This is a genomic window from Alcaligenes nematophilus (assembly GCF_026344155.1).
In the GTDB taxonomy this organism is placed as follows: Bacteria; Pseudomonadota; Gammaproteobacteria; order Burkholderiales; family Burkholderiaceae_B; genus Alcaligenes; species Alcaligenes phenolicus.
Map to the genome: position 1 here is coordinate 479,866 of NZ_JAPKMZ010000001.1, position 21,253 is coordinate 501,118.

Here is a 21,253-nt window from a genome sequence, read left to right on the forward strand (position 1 = left end):
CTGGCCTTATGCAGGTGTAGGCAGCTCGGCCTGCACCTGCTCCAGAAACGCGCGTATGGCATGGCCCTGCGCGCGTTCTTTCAAGCAATACACAAACTCGCTCAAATGAGCCGAGACATCACTGAGTGGCACACTGATAATGTCCGGATGCGCAGGCACTTCACGCAAGGGCAGCAAACTGGCCCCCATGCCGCATACCACTCCCCACCCTATCGCCTCCCGGCTCCCTATCTCCAGCAGCTGCGTCGGCTCCTGCCCCGCCTGCCGGAACACTTGATAGCATAGTTCCCGTGTCATGGACCCGGGCTCACGCATCAGAATGGGATGGCGGCACAGGTCCACAATACGCACACGCTGCCGGTTAGCCAAAGGATGATCCACTCGCAGCACGGCCACCAAGGGATCAGAAGCCAGCAGCAGACGCACCAGACGCGGATCATCAACCAGCGCCGAGGACGCAATCACATCTAGTTGATAGTCATGCAAGGCACTCAAGACCCGTTGCGAATTATCAATGCTCAAACGCATCTTCACGCCGGGATAAGCCTGATGGAAATTCCGTAATACAGCCATGATGTAATACGGCCCGGTCGCGCCCACTCGCAACATGCCACTTTTCAGATCGCGCAGATCACGCAAACTGAAATCGATCTGGGCAGCTTGCTGCATCAGTTGCTCGACTTGGGGCAAGAGGCGTTCCCCTTGCTGGCTTAAGTACACCCCCTTGCCTTGCCTATAGAACAGCTCCACGCCATAGCGGGTTTCCAGCTGTCGCAGATGCGAGGTCACGGTGGGCTGGCTGATCCCCAATTGCTGGGCAGCCTTGGTAATGGAGCCACAATGAGCCGTGGCGTGAAAGGACTTCAGTTCCAGAGCCAGCATGCTGCCGCTCTCCTCGGGGAAGAATCAAAGCCCAAATTATCCGATGCTCGTATTACAGAAATTAGTTGTACTGTCATAGTGCCGCCATATCCGACTCCCATACTGACGTTCATGACATTCATGACAAGTCGGAACCCAGGATGAGCGCCAAGCCCGCATTTTTAACCATACAAGGACTGCACAAGCAGTTCGGCTCCTTTACCGCCCTGGACCAGGTCAGCCTGGATATACAAGCCGGTGAACTGGTGTGTTTGCTGGGCCCCTCGGGCTGTGGCAAAACCACCTTGCTGCGATGCATTGCCGGGCTGCAACAAGCCGATCAAGGCATCATCGTGATGGCGGGCCGTGACATTACTCACCTGCCCCCTCAACAGCGTGATTACGGCATCCTGTTTCAGTCCTACGCCCTGTTCCCCAACCTGACCGTGGCCCAGAATATTGCCTACGGCCTGTCGCCCCGCAAGAACCTGGCCACCCAAGTGCGTCAACGCGTCTCCGAGATGCTGGATCTGGTCGGCCTGTCCGGTTCGGAAAACAAGTACCCGGCACAACTGTCGGGCGGTCAGCAACAGCGTGTGGCCCTGGCTCGTGCACTGGCCCCCTCACCCTCCTTGCTCTTGCTGGACGAACCCATGTCGGCGCTGGATGCCCAGGTGCGCGAGCGGCTGCGTATCGAGCTGCGTGCGCTGCAAAAGCAACTGTCCATCACCACCTTGATGGTGACGCACGATCAGGAAGAAGCCATGGTCATGGCGGACCGTATCGCCGTGATGGAAAAAGGCCGACTGGTGCAATTTGATCGCCCCCAGGCTTTGTACCGAGCCCCCTCTGATCCCTTTGTGGCGGGCTTTATCGGTGAAGCCAACTGGCTGCCCTTTACGCCCTTGCACGATTGCTCGGTGCTGGTCGAGCGCGTTCGTCTGGACTTGGGTCAGGAAGCGCCTACTGCAGCAGGGCGTCTTTTCATCCGCCCTGAAAACATTCGGGTACTGGATAACAGCAGCCCGGCCACCACGACCAATACCTTTTTGGCCGACATCGTGGACGGCGTGTTTTTGGGCCGTCACTACAAGCTGATTCTGCGCCCCGAAGGCATGGACGGGCTCACTGTCCAGGCCATCGTCAACCCCGAACAAGGGGATCGCTTGCTTGACCCCTTGGCCGCACGTCGCTGCCGCATTCAGCTTCCCAGCGAGGCGCTGCATGCCCACCATTGATTCCACACCACAGCCTGGCGCGGCGTCCCTGCGCTCCACCAGCCTGTATGGCCTGCCCGTTGCTGAAACTAGCGTGAAGAACCATCCCCTGACCCGTCCCGTTTTGCCAGTCTGGATAGGCTCGGCAGCGCGACGCGCCTTATTGATTGCCCTGTTTGCCCTGCTGGTCCTGTTCCTGGCCCTGCCCATGCTGTTCATCTTGCTGCGCGCCATTCAGGACGGCGACGGGCAACTGGTGGGTTTGGGTCAGTTCTGGTCGGTGATCAGCGCCCCGGGCTTCATGCCCATGGTGGGCCGCAGCATTCTGGTGGGCGTGACCACCTTGCTGATCGTGATCCCCGTTGCCTACGCGTTCGCCTTTGCCCTGCAACGCTGCTGCATACGCGGTGCCGGACTATTTCGTGCGCTGGGCCTTTTGCCCTTGCTGGCCCCATCGCTGATGCCAGGCCTATCCCTGATCTACCTGTTTGGCAACCAAGGTTTGCTGCGTCACTGGTTGGGCGGTGAAACGATTTATGGTTTCTGGGGCATTGTGCTGGGCGAAGCCTTCTACACCTTCCCCCACGCCCTGATGATTCTCAGTACCGGTCTGGCCCTGGCCGATGCTCGTCTGTATGACGCTGCCCGCGCCATGGGTGCCAACTCCTGGCGTCGCTTCCTGACGGTAACCCTGCCCGCCAGCCGCTATGCCGTTTTTTCCGCCGCATGCCTGGTCTTTACTCTGACCGTCACCGACTTTGGTGTGCCCAAAGTGGTGGGCGGTTCCTACAACGTGCTGGCCATGGAAGCCTATAAAGCCGTGGTCGGTCAGTTGCAGTTTTCCAAAGGCGCGGCCATTGGCGTGCTGTTGCTGATTCCCGCTGTGCTGACCTTCTTTCTGGACCGTCATCTGCGTGCTCGTGCCAGCGGTCAGGCTCAAGGCTCGCTCAGTGCCTACTCGCCTCTGCCACACCGTCAGCGCGACCGTTACTTCACTCTCGTTCTGGTACTGGTATCCCTGGCCATTCTGAGCATTGTGGGCATGGCGGTCTGGGCGTCCCTGATCAAGTTCTGGCCTTACAACCTGAGCCTGTCCCTGAAGTCCTACGACTTCAACAATATGGACGGTGGCGGCTGGCTGGCCTGGCGCAACAGCCTGACCATGGCCTTGTTTACCGCCATTCTGGGTTCGGCCCTGATCTTTCTGGGCGCCTGGGTGCTGGAGAAACTGCCTGCCCGTGGTCAGTCCGAAAAAGGCTTGTACGGCGTGCTGCAAATGCTGGCGCTGGCCCCCATGGCCATTCCCGGTCTGGTGCTGGGCCTGGGCTACATCTTCTTTTTCAACCACCCCAACAATCCCTTGTCCGGTCTGTACGGCTCCATGAGCTTGCTGGTCCTATGTACGGTGATTCACCTGTACACCAGTGCCCATCTGAACTTTGTGACGGCCCTGAAAGCCATTCCTGGCGAACTGGAAGCCGCTGCCGCCTCCCTGAAGGCTCCGCGTCTGTCCACCTTGATGGGTGTCACCGTGCCGCTGTGCCTGCCTGCCTTGCTGTCGGTGGCGCGCTACCTGTTCGTCTCGGCCATGACCACCGTGTCTGCCGTCGTGTTTCTGTACAGCCCGCAAACCGTGCTGGCCTCGGTAGCGGTCATGAATATGGACGACGCCGGCTTTATCGGCCCGGCCGCCGCCATGTGCACGGTCATCATGCTCAGCTCCGGCTTTGTCTGCGTCCTGGTTCATGTTCTGAGCCGCGCTTCCTTGCGCCGCAGCCAGGCCTGGCGCTCCCCTACTTCTCTTTCTCCAACCTGATAGGACCGCAATGTCATCCCCAGCTTGCGCGAATACATCGCTTGATATGCCAAATCACCAGACTCCACGCCTTGAAGCCCTGATTTTTGACTGGGCCGGCACACTGGTGGATTTTGGATCCTTTGCTCCCACCCAGATTCTGGTTGAAGCCTTCAAGTGCTTTGATCTGAATCTGAACCTGGACCAGGCCCGCAGCGCGATGGGCATCGGTAAATGGGATCACATCAAGGCCATGCTGGAGTTGCCTGAAGTGCACGCCCAGTTTGTGGCCCTGCATGAGCGCGAACCCGATGACAGCGATGTAGACCGTATCTACAACACCTTCCTGCCCATGCAGAACGAACGCGTGGGCGAGTTCTCCGCCGCCATTCCCGGTGCCCGTGAAACCTTGTCCTGGGCACGCCGCCAAGGCCTGAAAATCGGCTCCTGCTCCGGCTACCCGCGTCTGGTTCTGGACAACCTGCTGCAACACGCTCACCGCCAACAAGTACTGGTGGACTACCACGTCGCCTTTGACGAAGTCCCGCAAGCACGCCCCTGGCCTGCCATGGCCCTGGAAAACGTCATTCGTCTGGAAATCAAGAATGTCGGTGCCTGCGTGAAGATTGACGACACCCCGGTCGGCATTGAAGAAGGCCGCAATGCCGGTATGTGGACGGTAGGTTTGCTGCTGTCAGGCAATGCCGCCGGACTGACCGAACTGGAATTTCTGGCTCTGGACGAAGAAAGCCGCCAAACCCTGCGTGATCGCGCCGCAGCCACCTTCGCCGACGCCCAACCGCATTACCTGATCGACACCGTTGCCCAACTGCCTGCCGTGGTTGAACAAATCACCGAGCGGATGGCCCAGGGCGAATGCCCTGGCGACTCTCTCTAACCCCACCCCCCCTTTTGCTGTCACAAGGACACTTCTCCATGAAAACCATTGTTCTGAGCTCCTTGGCTGCCGCTTTGATGGGCGCCGCTTCCCTGGCTCAAGCCGCTACGACCCTGACCGTCTACACCGCGCTGGAAGCCGATCAGCTCAAGGCTTACCAGGCTGCTTTCGAGAAAAAGAACCCCGATATCAAAATCCAGTGGGTGCGTGACTCCACGGGCATCATTACCGCCAAACTGCTGGCTGAAAAGAACAACCCCAAGGCTGACGCTGTCTGGGGTCTGGCCGGCTCCTCGCTGGGCTTGATGGCCAGCCAGAACATGCTGCAGCCTTACGCCCCGCAGGGTCTGGACAAGATCGACGCCAAAATGCGCGATCAAAACAACCCACCCAGCTGGGTTGGCATGGACGGTTTTGCCGCCGCCCTGTGCGTGAACACCGTTGAGCTGGAAAAGAACAAGCTGCCCATGCCCACATCCTGGGAAGATCTGACCAAGCCCGAGTACGCTGGCAAGATCGTCATGCCGAATCCCGCTTCTTCGGGCACCGGCTTTCTGGACGTAAGCGCCTGGCTGCAACTGTTTGGTGAAGAAAAAGGCTGGACCTTCATGGACGGTCTGCACAAGAACATCGGTGCCTACACCCACTCCGGCTCCAAGCCTTGCAATATGGCTGCCGCTGGCGAATACACGATTGGCGTGTCCTTTGACTACCGTGGCGCTCGCCTGAAAGAAGAAGGCGCTCCGCTGGAACTGGTGTTCCCCAAAGAAGGCCTGGGCTGGGAAATTGAAGCCGCTGCCATCATGAAAGGCACCAAGAACCTGGAAGCCGCGCAGAAACTGGCTGACTTCTCCGCCAGCGAAGAAGCCAACCACTTGTACAAGACCAACTTTGCCGTGCTGGCCATCCCTTCTATCGCCACGGCCAACCCGCACCTGCCAGCAGACCTGAACCAGCGTCTGATTGACAACAACTTCGTCTGGGCCGCTGAAAACCGCGAGCGCATCATCGAAGAGTGGACCAAACGTTACGACGGTAAATCGGAAGCCAAGAAGTAATGAGCACACAACACTACGATGTCATCGTGGTGGGGGGCGGCATCCTGGGCATGGCACATGCCTGGGCGGCTGCCCGCCGCAAGCTTAGCGTGGCTGTGCTCGAGCGCAGCCACCAGGCCCAAGGCGCCACCATACGTAATTTTGGTCAGGTACTGGTGACCGGTCAGGCGCCGGGCATCATGATGGAACTGGCACGCCAAAGCCGAGGTCTGTGGCTGGATCTGGCGGCACAAGCGGGCTTTCATGTGCGCAGCAATGGCTCGCTGGTCCTGGCACGCAATCACCTGGAACTGGAACTGCTGGAAGACTTTGCCCAAGGCCGTGCCAAGGACGAAGGCGTGGCCTGCCAGATGCTCAGCGGCAAGGAACTGGCGACACTATTTGAAGGCCGTCTGGGGCATCACCACGGCGCGCTGCAAGGTCTGGATGATTTGCAGATCTACTCGCGCGACGCCCTGCCCGCCATTACCAGCAGCCTGCAAGCCATGGGCGTGGATGTGTATACCCAAGCGCATGTGCACTATGCCCAAGAGGGGCAGGTACACAGCAGCGTGGGCAACTTCACCGCCAACAGCATTTTTGTGTGCCCCGGTCACGACTACAGCAGCCTGCATCGCGAACTGCTCGATACCGTCAAGCCGTCGGTGACACGTCTGCAAATGCTGAAAGTGCGTGCACAGGACGCAGGCTGGGCATTGGACCGACCTTTGCTGACAGGTTTGTCCTGCCTGCACTATGGTGCCTTTAGCGATCTGCCTTTGGCAGACACACTGCGCGAGCAAGTACAGCAACGTCATGGCGTCCTGCTGGATCAAGGCATTCATTTACTGATTAGCCCCACCCCGGACGGGGATCTGATTATTGGTGATTCGCACGACTACGGTCAGCAAGCCAGCCCTTTCAATCAGGAAGAAACAGACCAGTACTTGCTGGCTCTGGCAGAAACCGTGCTGGGCTGCCCGGTGCAGGTGCTGCAACGCTGGCAAGGGGTATACGGTGCAAAGGGCCCGGCTCCATTTTCTGTCTTGCAGGCCGATGGCAGTACGCAAGTGACGGTTATGCACACGGGCTTGGGGATGACCACGGGTCTGGCCATTGGTGAACGCAATATCGCCGCTCGCTACGATTGATTGCTGGACATGGGTGCGTAGGCAAGCAGATCAGCCTTGACCTAGGCAGCAAGAGTGCAAAAAACGCGCAGCCCAGGCTGCGCGTTTTTCTTTTCCTGAGGCGTAGGTCTGGATGCCAGAATCCAGGGCCTCAAACCAGGGGGAATCACGACATGTTCTTAATGGGAATTTCCCATGAGAAACCCAATAGAGTGGAATAAAATACGCCACACGATAGGCCAGAGCGAGCGCTCTTGAGCTGTAGCCATCCATACACCCGGACCGCCAAGTACCTCGTCGCGATTGGCGACGAAGCCCTGGTCTTCCCCCTGACAGGAAAGGATCAATGAAAGACAGCGAAAGCGGCTTGCGTTTTATAGACTGCAATGAAGAGCAGCATACAGCCGCTATTTTGGCGATCCTGAACGACGCCATCGTGAACTCCACCGCGCTATACGACTATGTGCCACGCCCGCCCGAAGCCATGGTGAGCTGGTTTGCCACCAAACGCGCCAACGGCTTTCCCGTGGTCGGCATCATTGACGATGCAGGAACGTTGATGGGCTTTGCCAGTTGGGGCACCTTCCGCGCCTTTCCCGCCTACAAATACACCATGGAACACAGTGTCTATGTGCACCCGGAGCACCGCGGCAAAGGGCTGGGCAAGATTCTGATGCAAGAGCTGATCACGCGTGCCCGTCTGGCCAATGTGCATACCCTGGTAGGCTGTATTGATGCCAGCAATGCGGGCAGTATCCATCTGCATCAAAGCCTGGGCTTCACCCATGCGGGCACCTTCAAGGAAGTGGGGTTCAAATTTGGCCGCTGGCTGGATGTCGCCTTCTACTTGCTGACGCTGGATACGCCTGCCGAGCCAGTCGACGGCTGAAGCCCCCCTCCACGCTACGCCTTCGGCTTGCGCTCATCCTCGAGGGGGAGGTTTCGCCGGGGGCGCCGAGCCTTGGGGCTGCCCGGCGACAAAAAAAACCATCGCAGGCAGCACGCCGCGATGGTTTTTCATCAAACCGTTTGCTCCTGACTCAGGCGCTGGCTTTCGGCTTTTCGTAGCACACGGCAAAGGCGATCAGACCCAGCACGATGCTGAAAATGCCCACACCGACTGCCACCCCAGCCACCAGACCCAAACCTACTGCAATAAACACGCCGGGAAAGGCGTAGTTTCGCAACCAGGAAGGTTTCTTGGGAACAAGAAATAGCCCTAAAAACAAGAACCAGGGCATCACAATCGTCCAGAACAGACTGTCCATTAGCACGTCACGCATCATTATTCCATTGAAGTAGGAGGGGCTTGGGCGAGAGCCAGACACCCCCGCCGTTCTGGGTGGATTGTAAACGTCCTGAGGCTGGCCTCCCAGTATGGGCGACTGTTATAAGAGAGAATTATTGTTTTACAGCTAAAGGACACGCCATGAGTACGCTTAGCTTGACCAGCGCAGACCAGCACCGTTTCGAAGCCTATGTCGCAGGCGATGAACAGGCCGAACGCGGCTTGATCGTGTTGCAGGAAATTTTTGGTGTCAATCAACACATACGCAACACCTGCGAACGCTTTGCCGAGCAAGGCTACCGTGTCCTGTCTCCCGCCCTGTTCGACCGGCAAGAGAAAAATGTAGAGCTGGGCTATACCGCCGAGGACGTGCAAGCAGGTCTGGCACTGCGCAACGGCATTGCGCTTGATAAGACCCTGCTGGATATTCAGGCCTGCGTGGACGCCTTGGGTTCGCGCAAGATTGGTATTGTCGGCTATTGCTGGGGTGGCTCCTTGAGCTGGCTGGCCGCCTGCCGCTTGCAAGGCCTGAAAGCCGCCAGTTGCTGGTATGGTTCGCAAATTGCCCAGAACGCCCAGAAACAGCCCAGGATTCCAGTTCAAATGCATTTTGGTGCCCAGGATCACTCCATCCCTGCCAGCGCCATTCAGACCATTAAAGACGCGCAAAAGGATGTGGCCATTTACGTGTACGAACCAGCCGGGCATGGTTTTGGCTGCGATCATCGTCCCGATTTTCACGAAGCGTCCTACAAACTGGCTCAGGAACGTACACTAGCTTTCTTTGCCGACCATCTACGTTAAGCCCCCATGCTTGAATCCAGCGACGACCTGCTTGCCCTGTTAAATACCACCATGCCTTACGGCAAATACAAAGGTCGCTTGCTGGCCGACCTGCCGGGGCATTATCTGAACTGGTTTGCCCGCGAAGGCTTTCCTTCCGGGCGGCTAGGGCAGCTACTGGCCCTGATGCACGAACTGGATCACAACGGCCTGAAATCCTTGCTGGACCCCTTGCGCCCGCGCAGCCGCTAAGAGGAACAAATACCTTACTGGGGAGCGGGCTGCGACGGTATGTCACCGTACAGCTTGCTACTATCAAGACTTCCTCTACACCCCATTGTGAAGGACGTCATGACAATCGATCTCTCCGCATTCCCCATCACCGGCAAATGGCCGGCCCAGCACCCCGAACGCCTGCAACTGTATTCCTTGCCCACTCCCAACGGCGTCAAGGTATCCATCATGCTGGAAGAAATTGGCCTGCCTTACGAGCCGCATCTGGTCAGCTTTGAGCGCAACGATCAGCTCAGCCCGGAATTTATTTCGCTCAGCAGCAACAACAAGATCCCGGCAATTCTGGACCCCAATGGCCCCGGCAATAAACCGCTGGCCTTGTTCGAGTCCGGTGCCATCCTGATCTACCTGGCAGAAAAAACCGGCCAGTTGCTCTCTGCAGACCCGGCCCAACGCTATGAAACCCTGCAATGGCTGATGTTCCAGATGGGTGGCGTAGGCCCCATGTTTGGTCAGTTGGGTTTCTTCCACAAATTTGCTGGCAAGGACTTTGAAGACAAGCGCCCCCGCGACCGCTATGTCAACGAATCCAAGCGCCTGCTGGGCGTGATCGACAAGCATCTGGACGGCAAGGACTGGATGGTGGGTAACAGCTACTCCATCGCTGATATTGCCCTGTTCCCCTGGATTGCCAACCTGATCGGTTTTTACGGCGCAGGCGAGCTGGTGGAGTACGAGCAGTTCAAGAATGTGGCCCGTGTTCTGGCCCAGTTTCAGGCCCGCCCGGCAGTACAACGCGGCTTGAACATTCCTGCCCGTGATTGATGAATAAGCAGCGCCAATCAATGCTTATAAGCCAATTTGCAATAGCCCTGCTATCAAACTGGTCTTTTTTGTTTCGCTTGACGCCAGTCCGTACAATTGGCCTCCTAAACAAGCTGCGCAAGCGGTACTATTCCGTTTGCCCGGCTTGCTCGTCAATCAAAAAACCAGTCTGCTCATAGAGCGGATACAGGCAAATCCACCAGCCTGATGAGCAAGCCTTCAAAGCCCTGGATTCTTTCCAGGGCTTTTTTTTGTATGTACGATTGCCCCCCCCGCTGCTACTCTTTTTGCTCCTTGCCACTTTGCCTGAGCAGAGCTATGAAAACGCACCACTATGAACTGTTGATCAGTTGGACCGGCAACACCGGGAGCGGCACCCGCACCCTTCGCTCCTACTCACGTAACCACGACGTGATGGCAGTTGGCCTGGAGACCATTACTGCCTCCTCAGACCCTGCCTTTCGAGGCGACCCAGCCCGCTGGAACCCAGAGCAGCTTTTCCTGGCATCGATTGCTCAGTGTCATATGCTTTGGTACCTGGGAATAGCGGCAGAAGCCGGCATTGTGGTCACAGCCTATGAAGACCACCCTACCGGCATCATGATTGAAGAGGCTAACGGGGCTGGGCAATTCAAGAGTGTTACCTTGCGCCCCTTTGTCACGATCACACCGGACAGTGACCTTGCCTTGTCCAAATCGCTTCACGATCACGTAGGTGAATACTGCTTTATTGCCCGCTCCATCAACACTCCGATTCACCATGAGGTCACGGTCCACGTACAAGGTCAAACACCTCCACCATCGACGTAAATAGCATTACACCGCAGGTAAAGGGATGAACTGCTCATCGTCCAGTGGCGGCAGGCTGATGCGACCATTGAGCCAATCGTCCTTGGCCTGCTCGATACGGTCCTTGCGCGAGGACACAAAGTTCCACCAGATATGGCGTGGTCCCAGGGGCTCGCCACCCAGCAGCATCAAATGGCTGTTTTGCTCGGCCAGGATGCGAGGGCTGTCGCCTTTGGCAAAGACCAGCATCTGACCGGCGTGATAGCGTTGAGCGCCTACCTCCAGCGCGCCCGTACAGATATAAATGGCGCGCTCTTCATGGCCGGTTGGCAAGGGGACAGACTGGCCCGCTTGTACGCGTAGTTCCATATAGAACAAGGGTGAGGCCACACTGGCAGGGCTGCACAGACCCAGCGCCGATCCGGCTATCAGGCGACCTTCCAGGCCCGTGTCCTGAATCAAAGGCAGTTGTTCGGCCTCGTAATGCACAAAATCCGGGTTTTGCTCTTCTTTATGTTCCGGCAAAGCCACCCAGGCCTGAATGCCATCCATACGGCCACCTTGGGTACGCATGGGCTCAAAGCGCTCGGAATGGCTGATGCCTGAACCAGCGGTCATCCAGTTCAAGGCGCCGGGCGTAATCTCTTGTTCCACGCCCAGGCTGTCACGGTGTGTCATGGCACCTTCAAATAAATAGGTGACGGTAGACAGGCCAATATGCGGGTGTGGCAGCACATCGTTTTCTGTCCCTACAGGTGCCGTCAGCTCTTGTGGCCCCATACGATCAAAGAAGATAAAAGGCCCCACCATACGCCGTTGGCGAAAGGGCAGAACGCGCCCCACTTCAAATGCACCAATGCTGTGTTGACGTTGTGGAATCAGCAGCTCGACCATAGACACCTCTACTGGGAAGTCGCAAAAATACAATCCCGATTACTATACTCTGGTCACTGCTTTATTCGCCCTATCGCGCATGTCCACGCTCTCCCTCTTTGATCCCGTTCCCGGCAACGTCCTGACTCTGGATACCGGCCTGATCGCCCTTCCGGGGCTGGCCCTGCCCTATGCCGCCAGCTTGGCACAGGCGGTTCAAGAACTGGTGCACAGCGTTCCTTGGCGGCATATGCAGGTTCCCTCAGGGCATCGTATGTCGGCCGCACAAAGCAGTTGTGGCGACCTGGGATGGATATCGGACGAACACGGCTACCGTTACAGCCCCACGGACCCGCAAAGCGGTTTGGCCTGGCCCGCCATGCCGGCCATATTCAAGGAACTATTAACGCACATTGCCCAGGAGTCGGGCCAGGGCCCTTTTCAACCCGATACCTGTCTGATCAATTACTACGACGAGCAGGCGCATATGTCCTTGCATCAGGATAGAAACGAGCGCGACTTGCAGCACCCGATTGTCTCGGTCTCCCTGGGACGTGAGGCCTTGTTTTTATGGGGCGGCGCAAAACGCAGCGACCCGGTGCGTACCCTGCGACTGCGCGATGGTGATGTGCTGGTCTGGTGGGGGCCGTCCAGATTGAATTTCCATGGGGTACGCAGACTGGAGGGCCCGGCCCATCCGGTATGGGGCACAGGCCGGGTCAATCTGACATTCAGAAAAGCAGGCTGAACCCCGCTAGATCAGCCCAGTTCGGGCGGAGCAAAGCGACGGTTTTCCAGTACGGGCAAAATGCGACGGGCATAAGCCAAACGCTCCCGATCCAGATCAACCCAAAGCAATGTGGGAGTTTCTGCCGCCTGGGCCACGATCACACCCAAGGGATCCACCACCAGACTTTGGCCAATATTGCGTTCACCACACTCGCCGACGGCCACCATATAGGCCGTATTTTCCAAAGCGCGAGCCGTCGTCAGCACACGCCAGTGGTGTTCCTTCAAGGGACCTTTCAGCCAGGCCGACGGCGCCAGCAAGACTTGCGCCCCGTCCACGCACAAGCGTCGGGCCAGCTCAGGAAAGCGCAGGTCGTAGCAAGTCATCAAACCTACTTTGAAACCGGCCACATCAATCAAGGCGGGGATTTCTGTACCTGGCTGTACATAGCGTGATTCTTGTACCGAGAAGGCATCGTACAAATGAAGCTTGTTGTAATGCGCCAGAACCTGGCCATCGCGCAGCACCACCAAGGTGTTCCAAACCTTGCCGTCTCCGGCCGGGGTATGAATGCAGAACACCACGGTTAAATCAGTATCACGGGTGGCAGCGCTCAGTCGGCTGACAAACTCCCCATCCAGGGCTTGTGCGGATTTCAGGACCACTTCAGGGTCGGCCACATTTCTGGCCAGCACACCTTCAGGCAAAACCAGTAACTGCGCGCCGGAGCGCAAGGCTTGTTCGATCAAACCCAGGCAAGCGCTCAGGTTTTCCTGCGAATCTTTGGATACGGCCATCTGGCCCAATGCAACTTTCATGACCACCTCCTTTACGGTGCTGCCTAAGTGATTCTAACGCAGCCGCCCGCCCAGACCAGCCAGCGAACAAGGGAGAAAAACTGAACACCAGATGGTCAAATGTCAAACCATCCCCGTCGTTCAGCCCCAACAGATCAGCGTCATATTTCTCCACTTCCCATCATGTAAAAATTCGGACACAAACTGCAATTAAAAATAAATTTTTATCAGGTCAATACCCTGAATGAGTTTAACCACACTAAACATTCGGGTCATATCAAAGAATATTTCTACTCAGCTAGCAGGTCAATTAAGCGATCAGGCCCTGAAACAAAGTGTCCTGCGCATAGTGACAAACCCAAACATCAACACGATCAATTTGAACGCTCTATTTCGTCCGTACAGTTCAATTCCATTTATCTTCATAAGCGTGAAACTCAATTGAGCTCAGTTCTCAAGCTCGGCTTTAATCAGCAGATATATGATAATGAGATATAAACAACTCTTATATTTGCAATACCATAAACATTATGCAAATCGGCAAAATTGATTCTTTTATTAAGCCGGACAAAATCTCATAGACGGCACAAAAAGACGTTCTTAACTCTGGCAAGCATCTCTGCACCCATCCAGAATTTTCGAGGGCAAATCTCCAACCCAAATATGACCGGACATAATTAGAATCGATAAAACGCGATTAAATAAAAATGAATCAAATCCGGATAAAATCGAGCTAAAAATAATGGGCCAAGTGCAAACCAGCACTGGCCCATTCATGAATTATCCTTGCGACGCCACTTCGTCCGACATGCCCGCCTGTCAAGCTGACAAGCCGCTTTGGCATTGGACTTTCAATGCACTAATGATTGAAATCCAAAATAATCAGAATAAAAAAAACCCCCGATTTCTTGCAAAATCAGGGGAAAGCTACCACAGGAAAATGATTGGATACAAAACACCCAATACCGTGATTCTATATAAAAAACTAAAAAAAATCTGCATACGTTGTTTAGGGCTGACGCTATAGCTTGATAAATTAATTTGTGCTAGGACGTAATAAGGATTAAAAACTTAAAAAGATCTTCAATTCCCTACAGTTACATGACCCTATTCCGTCCTTAGAAATCTTGAGCCTTGCCCCATGACTGCGCGACAATAAGGCCTCTTACGGGTTGGACACACTACCCTTCTTGATTCTCAGGCGTTTATCTTGTCTTCTTCGCACTCTTCCTTATCCCCCCGCCAGGTTTTACTGGCCATTCTGGCCTTGGCTGTGGGTGGTTTTTCCATCGGCACCGGCGAATTTGTCATCATGGGTTTGCTACCCGATGTGGCCCAGGATCTGGGTATCGATATTCCCACCGCGGGCCACTTGATCAGCGCTTACGCTTTAGGCGTGGTGATTGGCGCTCCGGTACTGGCCGTACTGGGTGCACGCTGGCCCTGGCGCCGTCTGTTAATAGCCTTGATGGGCGCTTATGCCGTGGGCAATTTCCTGACCGTGATCGCCCCCAGCTATGAAACCGTGTTGATCACCCGCTTTCTGGCCGGCTTTCCGCATGGCACCTACTTTGGTGTTGCCGCCCTGGTAGCCGCTCGCCTGGTGCCGCCGCATCGCCGCGCACAGGCCGTGGCCTACGTCATGCTGGGTCTGACAGTCGCTACCTTATTGGGTGTGCCCATTGCCACCACCTTGGGACAATGGCTGAGCTGGCAGGCGGCCTTTACCTTCGTCAGCCTGATCGCCTTGCTGACGATGGGGCTGGTACTACGCTTTGTGCCTTTCATTCCCGCCAACACGCTGGCCAGCCCTTTGCGCGAACTGGGGGCCCTGAAGCGCAAGCAAGTCTGGTTGACGCTGGGCATAGGCGCAATTGGTTTTGGTGGCATGTTCTCGGTGTTCAGCTACGTAAAATCCACCTTGATGGAACTGGCGGGCCTGTCGGTCAGCGCCATCCCTGTCGTGCTGGCCTTGTTTGGCGTTGGCATGGTGCTGGGCAATTTACTGGGCGCCCGCTATGCGGACCGCTACCTGGATCGCAGCATTCGCCTGGTTCTGATCTGGGCTACCGGCGTGCTCTTGCTGTTCATGATCACGGCCCACCATCCAATCCTTGGCCCCTTGAACATCATGCTGATTGGCACCCTGGTGGCCTTGGGCCCCGCTTTGCAGATTCGCCTGATGGACGTGGCAGGTGATGCCCAAACACTAGCGGCTGCGCTGAATCACTCGGCTTTCAATATGGCCAATGCGCTAGGTGCATGGTTGGGTGGTTTGACGATTGCCGCTGGCTGGGGCTGGACTTCGACCGCCTGGGTAGGTGCCTTGCTGGCCTTGGGTGGCCTAGCCTTGCACACCATTTCGCTGCGCATTAAAGAATAGTCAGACCTCAGAGCGGGTGACTCGGAGCAGGCAATTTTGTCGTAGGCGACAGAAGCTGAACACAGGAATAGCCTTTGCAAAACTGAACTCTGCCAGTAACCCAAAAAACAAAACGGCCTGTAATTGGATGCCCCTAAGGGTATTTCAATTACAGGCCACTTTTGTTTAGCCCTCTCTCGGAGGTCCGACTACCTGGCTTTCAGCAATTCAGCTCAGGCTTTGCTTGCAGCTGCGGGGCGAGCCGCCAACCAACCGGCGTAGCCCATTCCAAAGCTGACCAGAATGCACAAGCCCAAGGCCCAGCCCCAGCTATTGAACAGGTCATGCAAACCGCCCATGGCGGGAGGCCCAAACGCGGCCAGCAAATAGCCCATGCACTGCGCCATACCCGACAGGGACGCCGCCTGCGAAGTAGACGTAGAACGTACCCCAATCAAGGCCAAGGCAATCAGGAATACGCTGCCACTACCAAAGCCAAACAGCACCGCCCACAGCAAGGACCAGGACGGCAAGAGCAGAAAGCCCACAAAGGTCAGGGTCTGCAACAAGGCACCCGCCAAGGCCACCGCACGCTGGTCGTGCACACGGCTCAACACGGGCATCAGCAGCAAGGCCGGTACGGCGGTAGCCAACTGCATCAAACCATGAATCTGGCCCGCATGATCCGGCTCAAAGCCATAGTTCACCAGCATCACAGGCAACCAGCTGGCAATCATGTAGTAAGCCACCGAGTTCAAACCCATGTACAGGGTGATATGCCAGGCCAGGGGCAAACGCCACACCGAAGAACTGGTTGCCGCGCCAGCGGGCGTATTTTGTGCCGCACGTCGATCCGCGTCCAACTGGGTAGCCCAGACAACTACGCTAGCCAATGCCATCACACCCACCACCATCAGGGACGACCAGCGCCAGCTTTGGCCTGTCCACTCCGCCATAGGGACCGCCATCGCGGAGTTGAACGCCGCGACCAGACCCATGAACAAAACGTACAGCGACGTCACAAAACTGATGCGCATGGGGAAATGGCGTTTCACCAGAGAAGGCAACAGCACATTACCCAAGGCAATCCCGATAGCCAGCAAACCGATACCGGCAAACAGCTCTATCGTGCCGCCCAGGATACGTACCACCACACCTACCGCAATCAGTACGGAAGCAATAAACAAGGAACGGGACAAGCCCACCACCCGCGCCATGGAGGCGGCCAGCAGGGAGATCACCGCAAAAATGAACAAGGGCATGGCGGTCAGCAGACCGGCCTGCGTGGACGACAGGGAGAGGTCTGCCTGGATCAGCTCCAGCAAGGGGGCGATACCCGTGATCGGGGCTCGCAGATTGCCGGCAATCAGCAAGACGCCAATCAACACCAGTAAGGGGTGGGAGAGCCAGGAGAGTCGAGAGAGGGACATGAAATGTAGCCAGTAGGTGAAAACCCTACTCTATCCTGTTTCGATGCCGACGCAAACAGGATATTATGACAACTTATACCTCAAACCAGACAAAGCATGAGTTTTAGCTCCAATCCGCAAGGCGGGCCTATTTTCAGCATCAAGATGGCGATGGGCAGCAATACTGAAAATCCATTGCATACCCATCCCAATGGACAGCTGATCATGACGCAATATGGCTCCGTCACCCTGCAAACCGACCAGGGCTATTGGATGGTGCCGCCGCTGTGCGCCGTCTGGGTGCCGGTGGGTATCCGTCACCGTGCCCGCGCCGACGATCAGGCCCTGATTCATTTCCTGTACATACAGCCCGGTCTGGATGAACTGCCCGATCACTGCAGCACCCTGGACCTGAGCCCCATGGTGCGCGAAATGATCATTCATTTAAGTGATCTGAATCCCCATTACGAACCGGGCAGCCAGACGCATCGCCTGGCACTGGTGCTGCTGGAAACCTTGAATCAAATGCCCACCCGGCAGCTGCATGTACCGGTGCCCGAGGACAAAGTTTTGCAGACGATTGCGCAACATATGCTGCAACAGCCCGACTCGCGCCCTACGATGGCCGACTGGGCAAAAGAACTGGCCATGAGTGAGCGCACCCTGGCCCGACATATGCTAAAACACACAGGGATGAGCTTCGGGCGCTGGCGGCAACAATTCATGATTATGCTGGCCCTGCAAAAACTGGGTTCGGGAATGTCCGTAAAGAGCACGGCCAGGGAATTGGGTTACACCTCTATCAGTGCCTTTATTACCGTTTTCAAATCTATTTTGGGCGAAACCCCCAGCCGTTACTTGAGCCAAACCCATTCTTCTTAAGTCCCTACTACCCTCACCACACGCATCCATGTCTTCCACACACCTGTCCCGCCCCGGATATCTGCAGCGCTTATTGAGTTGGTTCCAGATTTCTCACATGTCGGCGGGGCTGATTGCCGTGCTGGTGGGCTACACAAGTTCTGCTGCCATTGTTTTTCAGGCCGCTCAAGCGGCCGGTGCCAACACCGCCGAGCTGGGCTCCTGGATGTGGTCTTTGGGTATTGGTCTGGGCCTGCTGTCGGCAGGTCTGTCGCTGCGCTACAAGATTCCAATTCTGACTGCCTGGTCCACACCTGGCGCAGCGCTGCTGGCCACGGGTCTGGTGGGCCTGCCCATGTCCCAGGCCGTGGGCATTTTCCTGTTTTCGTCCCTGCTGACCACCATTTGCGGTCTTAGCGGCAGCTTTCAGAAGTTGATGCAGTACATGCCGCGCAGCATTGCCGGCGCCATGCTGGGCGGCATCTTGCTGCGCTTTGGCCTGGATCTGTTTGGAGCCATGCAAACCCAATGGCTGCTGTGCCTGAGCATGTTCATTGTGTTTCTGGTGGTGCGCCAATGGTCGCCCCGCTACGCCGTGCCGCTGGCCCTGGTGGCCGGTGTCACGATTGCTGCCATGCAAGGTTTGCTGAAAATGGAAATTCTGAGCTGGACACCCGCCACGCCGGTGCTGGTCTGGCCCGAGTTTTCCTGGACGGCACTCATTGGTGTGGGCATTCCCTTTTTCATCGTCACCATGAGCTCGCAAAACATTCCGGGCGTGGCTGTATTGAAGGCGCATAACTACGATGCGCCCAACTCCACCGTCATTAGCTGGACCGGGATTGTGGGCCTGATCTTTGGCCCCTTCGGTGGCTACGCCTACAATCTGGCCGCCATTAGCGCCGCCCTGTGCATGACTCCCGAAGTGGATGCGGACCCGCGTCAACGTTATCGCGCCAGTGTCTGGGCCGGGATTTTCTATTTTGCCGCCGGTATCTTTGGTGCCACCGTGGTCAGCCTGTTTGCCGCCTTCCCAACCGAACTGATTGCGGCCATTGCCGGTCTGGCCCTGCTGGGCACCATAGGCAATAGCATCCACATGGCGCTGGAAGCCCCAGACACCCGTGACGCCGCCCTGGTCACCTTTCTGACCACCGCGTCAGGCATGAGCCTGCTCAATATCGGCAGTGCCTTCTGGGGTCTGGTTTTTGGTATGGCTATGTACTTGATTCAGAAACGAAAAGTGTCCTGATCCGGCCATCCCCCCGGCGTCTGTTCAAGACGGCAAACAAGCCTCACATTTGCTTGCTTTGCCGTCTTTTTCATTTGGCACACTAAAGGCATGACCACTTTTCTTTAACGGAGGTGCTTCATGCCTGCTTTATCTCAAGCCCAACAAAAAGCTGCCGGTGCAGCCTTGTCCGCCAAACGCGGGGAAACTCCGGTAGCCAGTCTGAAAGGGGCATCGCTGGAAATGTACAACACCATGAGTACCAAGGAGCTGGAAGAACTGGCCAGCACCGATACCGCGCGCCGCAACCTGCCTGAACACAAGGAGTAATCAGACAGCCTGAACGCGCACGCCGCTTTGCTCGAAGGCTTGATGCAAACGCTGCGCAAATTCGGCCGCCCCCGCCTGATCCCCATGCAGGCACAAGGTATCAGCAGACAAAGGCACCGTTTTACCCGACAGACTGGTAACGGTGCCTTGCTCTATCATCTGCATCACTTGCTGTACGGACTGATCGGCATTGGTAATCATGGCGCCAGCTTGCTGACGAGGGGTCAGGCTGCCGTCGTCCTGATAGCTGCGATCGGCAAACACCTCTTGAGCCACCGTCAAACCCGCATCACGACCGGCCTGCACTTGCACACTGCCTGCCAGCGCATACAGAATCAGGCTGCGATCAATATCGGCCACAGCTTGGGCAATGGCTTTTGCCAAGGCCCCATCACGGGCGGCCATATTGTAAAGAGCACCATGTGCCTTGACGTGATGCAAAGCAGCACCCTGGGTGCGTGCAACGGCAGCCAGGGCTCCCACCTGCACCACCACCATGTCATACACCTGCTCGGGGGTAACCGCCATCACCCGGCGACCAAAACCAGCCAGATCCGGCAGGCCGGGATGTGCGCCCAGCTTCACGCCATGCTTTAGGGCCAGGGCCACCGTCTGACGCATGGTGCCCGGATCTCCGGCATGAAAGCCACAGGCGATATTTACCGACGTCACCCACGGAATCACCTGCTCGTCATGGCCCATGACCCAGGGGCCAAAGCTCTCGCCCATGTCGCAATTCAAATCAATACTCAAGCTCATGGAGTTCCCTCTGATAATCCATCCAACCTGCCTGCGGCCTGGGCAATGCAACGCCGGAACCACAGCAGTTCTGACGCATTATGCGTGCGCGGATGCCACAGCTGGTAAAAACGCATCAGTGGAAAATGAACCGGACAAGGCAAAACCGTAATCGGCAGAATGCGGGCATAGTACTCGGCAAACTGGCGGTTCGTGGTGAACACCATGTCCGTGCGACTCAAAATCCCCGGAACCAGGCCGAAATACGGCACCACCATCTGTACGTGACGGCTGATGCCCTGCTCGGCCAGGCAACCGTCAATAAAGCCGCGCTTGTCCGTCACGTGGGCCGAAGGGGCCAGATGCGGCATGTCCAGATAGTGCTGCAAGGACAGACCACGCTGCGCCAAGGGATGATGGCGGCCCAGCATACAGACCACCTCGTCATCAAACAGACGCGCCAGGTGCAGCTTTTCAGGGGGCTCGAGCCAGTTGCCGATCACCACGTCCAGTTCGCCCTCTTCCAGGGCCTGTACGTAATCCAGGTCCGGATTGATGGTATGGACCACCAGTCGGGCCTGCGGCGCCTGACGACGCACCCGCTCCGCAATATCCGGGATAAAAGCGCCGTCCAGATAATCCGGCGCGCCCAGATTGAAAACGCGGGTAGACTGACTGGGATCCATAGGCTCTGCCGTGGCAGAAATTCGCTCGATAGCTTGCAAAGCTTCCGTGGCATGTGCCAGCAAAAAGGGGCCGCGCTCGGTAGGCACCATTCCCTTTTTACCGCGCAACAAAATCGGATCGCCCGTGATTTCGCGCAAGCGCCGCAAGGCATTGCTAACGGCTGGCTGGGACATGCCCAAGCGGATAGCCGTACGCGAGACGCTATGCTCTTTGAGCAGCGACTGCAATACCCGCAGCAAATGTAGGTCTAGTTGTTCTCGTAATTTTGGCATGGTTTAAATAATACAAGCGCTGGCCCGCCTCGTTGATCGGTGTAGACACTCATACGCCTATATAGTGAACATCATTCCAAGCAAATGTTCGCATCCTAAGCAAATG

At 56.7% G+C, this 21,253-nt stretch carries 22 protein-coding genes; 15 read left to right on the top strand and 7 right to left on the bottom strand.

Features of this window, described 5'->3' with window-relative positions; genetic code table 11:
• Nucleotides 1-6: 6 nt before the first annotated feature.
• Nucleotides 7-882 carry a LysR substrate-binding domain-containing protein gene (locus OSH04_RS02340; RefSeq protein ID WP_266107884.1) on the bottom strand — a complete coding sequence of 292 codons (876 nt, stop codon included), beginning with the start codon at nt 880-882 and terminating at the stop codon, nt 7-9.
• Nucleotides 883-1,022: 140 nt separating this feature from the next.
• Here OSH04_RS02340 and OSH04_RS02345 point away from each other — a divergent pair, with 140 nt between their 5' ends.
• From OSH04_RS02345 to OSH04_RS02370, 6 genes are all read left to right on the top strand, one after another.
• On the top strand, nt 1,023-2,099 hold the full coding sequence (locus tag OSH04_RS02345; RefSeq protein WP_035272334.1) for a putative 2-aminoethylphosphonate ABC transporter ATP-binding protein: 1,077 nt from the start codon (nt 1,023-1,025) through the stop codon (nt 2,097-2,099).
• A complete protein-coding gene (locus OSH04_RS02350; RefSeq protein WP_080748075.1) occupies nt 2,086-3,894 on the top strand; it encodes a putative 2-aminoethylphosphonate ABC transporter permease subunit in 1,809 nt (602 codons plus the stop codon). Before OSH04_RS02345 ends, OSH04_RS02350 begins: the two co-directional genes overlap by 14 nt.
• Nucleotides 3,895-3,940: 46 nt before the next feature.
• Complete coding sequence (gene phnX, locus OSH04_RS02355) at nt 3,941-4,771, top strand: phosphonoacetaldehyde hydrolase (RefSeq protein ID WP_251196244.1); 831 nt, start codon at nt 3,941-3,943, stop codon at nt 4,769-4,771.
• Between the two features lie 38 nt (nt 4,772-4,809).
• Nucleotides 4,810-5,829, top strand: coding sequence for a putative 2-aminoethylphosphonate ABC transporter substrate-binding protein (locus OSH04_RS02360; protein WP_035272329.1), 1,020 nt, complete (start codon nt 4,810-4,812; stop codon nt 5,827-5,829).
• The gene (locus OSH04_RS02365) at nt 5,829-6,959 is read left to right on the top strand and encodes a TIGR03364 family FAD-dependent oxidoreductase (protein ID WP_021446490.1); all 1,131 of its coding nucleotides are present in this window, start codon (nt 5,829-5,831) and stop codon (nt 6,957-6,959) included. The genes OSH04_RS02360 and OSH04_RS02365 overlap by 1 nt, the downstream gene beginning before the upstream one ends.
• 325 nt (nt 6,960-7,284) lie before the next feature.
• Nucleotides 7,285-7,827 (top strand): GNAT family N-acetyltransferase, encoded by a 543-nt coding sequence (locus tag OSH04_RS02370; protein WP_266107885.1) that lies wholly within the window; start codon nt 7,285-7,287, stop codon nt 7,825-7,827.
• 151 nt (nt 7,828-7,978) lie between these two features.
• Here the strand turns inward: OSH04_RS02370 and OSH04_RS02375 are convergent, their stop codons facing one another.
• Nucleotides 7,979-8,221: a hypothetical protein gene (locus tag OSH04_RS02375; RefSeq protein ID WP_223254053.1), complete on the bottom strand. Its 243-nt coding sequence runs from the start codon at nt 8,219-8,221 to the stop codon at nt 7,979-7,981.
• Nucleotides 8,222-8,367: 146 nt separating this feature from the next.
• On the opposite strand from OSH04_RS02375, the gene OSH04_RS02380 reads away from it, so the two are divergent.
• The 4 genes from OSH04_RS02380 to OSH04_RS02395 all read left to right on the top strand — a co-directional run bounded on the left by OSH04_RS02380 (nt 8,368) and on the right by OSH04_RS02395 (nt 10,878).
• Nucleotides 8,368-9,030 carry a dienelactone hydrolase family protein gene (locus OSH04_RS02380; RefSeq protein WP_266107886.1) on the top strand — a complete coding sequence of 221 codons (663 nt, stop codon included), beginning with the start codon at nt 8,368-8,370 and terminating at the stop codon, nt 9,028-9,030.
• 6 nt (nt 9,031-9,036) lie between these two features.
• Complete coding sequence (locus OSH04_RS02385) at nt 9,037-9,261, top strand: DUF3820 family protein (protein WP_003799391.1); 225 nt, start codon at nt 9,037-9,039, stop codon at nt 9,259-9,261.
• Nucleotides 9,262-9,360: 99 nt separating this feature from the next.
• Nucleotides 9,361-10,068: a glutathione binding-like protein gene (locus OSH04_RS02390; RefSeq protein ID WP_009458889.1), complete on the top strand. Its 708-nt coding sequence runs from the start codon at nt 9,361-9,363 to the stop codon at nt 10,066-10,068.
• A 318-nt stretch (nt 10,069-10,386) separates the two neighbouring features.
• Nucleotides 10,387-10,878 carry an OsmC family protein gene (locus tag OSH04_RS02395; protein ID WP_266107887.1) on the top strand — a complete coding sequence of 164 codons (492 nt, stop codon included), beginning with the start codon at nt 10,387-10,389 and terminating at the stop codon, nt 10,876-10,878.
• Nucleotides 10,879-10,884: 6 nt separating this feature from the next.
• Here the strand turns inward: OSH04_RS02395 and OSH04_RS02400 are convergent, their stop codons facing one another.
• A complete protein-coding gene (locus OSH04_RS02400) occupies nt 10,885-11,751 on the bottom strand; it encodes a pirin family protein (protein ID WP_083053383.1) in 867 nt (288 codons plus the stop codon).
• A 79-nt stretch (nt 11,752-11,830) separates the two neighbouring features.
• Here OSH04_RS02400 and OSH04_RS02405 point away from each other — a divergent pair, with 79 nt between their 5' ends.
• Entirely contained in the window at nt 11,831-12,478 is a 648-nt protein-coding gene (locus OSH04_RS02405) for an alpha-ketoglutarate-dependent dioxygenase AlkB (protein WP_266107888.1), read from the top strand.
• Between the two features lie 11 nt (nt 12,479-12,489).
• Here OSH04_RS02405 and OSH04_RS02410 read toward each other — a convergent pair whose 3' ends face one another.
• Nucleotides 12,490-13,278: a deaminated glutathione amidase gene (locus OSH04_RS02410; protein WP_266107889.1), complete on the bottom strand. Its 789-nt coding sequence runs from the start codon at nt 13,276-13,278 to the stop codon at nt 12,490-12,492.
• A gap of 1,189 nt (nt 13,279-14,467) precedes the next feature.
• On the opposite strand from OSH04_RS02410, the gene OSH04_RS02415 reads away from it, so the two are divergent.
• Nucleotides 14,468-15,640, top strand: coding sequence for an MFS transporter (locus tag OSH04_RS02415; RefSeq protein WP_009458878.1), 1,173 nt, complete (start codon nt 14,468-14,470; stop codon nt 15,638-15,640).
• 212 nt (nt 15,641-15,852) lie between these two features.
• Here OSH04_RS02415 and OSH04_RS02420 read toward each other — a convergent pair whose 3' ends face one another.
• A complete protein-coding gene (locus tag OSH04_RS02420) occupies nt 15,853-17,049 on the bottom strand; it encodes an MFS transporter (RefSeq protein ID WP_266107890.1) in 1,197 nt (398 codons plus the stop codon).
• A gap of 96 nt (nt 17,050-17,145) precedes the next feature.
• Between OSH04_RS02420 and OSH04_RS02425 the strand changes: the two genes are divergently transcribed.
• The 3 genes from OSH04_RS02425 to OSH04_RS02435 all read left to right on the top strand — a co-directional run bounded on the left by OSH04_RS02425 (nt 17,146) and on the right by OSH04_RS02435 (nt 19,450).
• The gene (locus OSH04_RS02425; RefSeq protein ID WP_009458871.1) at nt 17,146-17,910 is read left to right on the top strand and encodes an AraC family transcriptional regulator; all 765 of its coding nucleotides are present in this window, start codon (nt 17,146-17,148) and stop codon (nt 17,908-17,910) included.
• A gap of 28 nt (nt 17,911-17,938) precedes the next feature.
• Nucleotides 17,939-19,141 (top strand): benzoate/H(+) symporter BenE family transporter, encoded by a 1,203-nt coding sequence (locus tag OSH04_RS02430; RefSeq protein ID WP_052159431.1) that lies wholly within the window; start codon nt 17,939-17,941, stop codon nt 19,139-19,141.
• 120 nt (nt 19,142-19,261) lie between these two features.
• Nucleotides 19,262-19,450: a DUF3008 family protein gene (locus tag OSH04_RS02435; RefSeq protein ID WP_009458869.1), complete on the top strand. Its 189-nt coding sequence runs from the start codon at nt 19,262-19,264 to the stop codon at nt 19,448-19,450.
• On the opposite strand, the gene OSH04_RS02440 is transcribed toward OSH04_RS02435, so the two are convergent.
• Nucleotides 19,451-20,209 carry a LamB/YcsF family protein gene (locus OSH04_RS02440; protein ID WP_009458868.1) on the bottom strand — a complete coding sequence of 253 codons (759 nt, stop codon included), beginning with the start codon at nt 20,207-20,209 and terminating at the stop codon, nt 19,451-19,453.
• Entirely contained in the window at nt 20,206-21,147 is a 942-nt protein-coding gene (locus OSH04_RS02445) for a LysR family transcriptional regulator (protein WP_266107891.1), read from the bottom strand. Before OSH04_RS02445 ends, OSH04_RS02440 begins: the two co-directional genes overlap by 4 nt.
• Nucleotides 21,148-21,253: the final 106 nt, after the last annotated feature.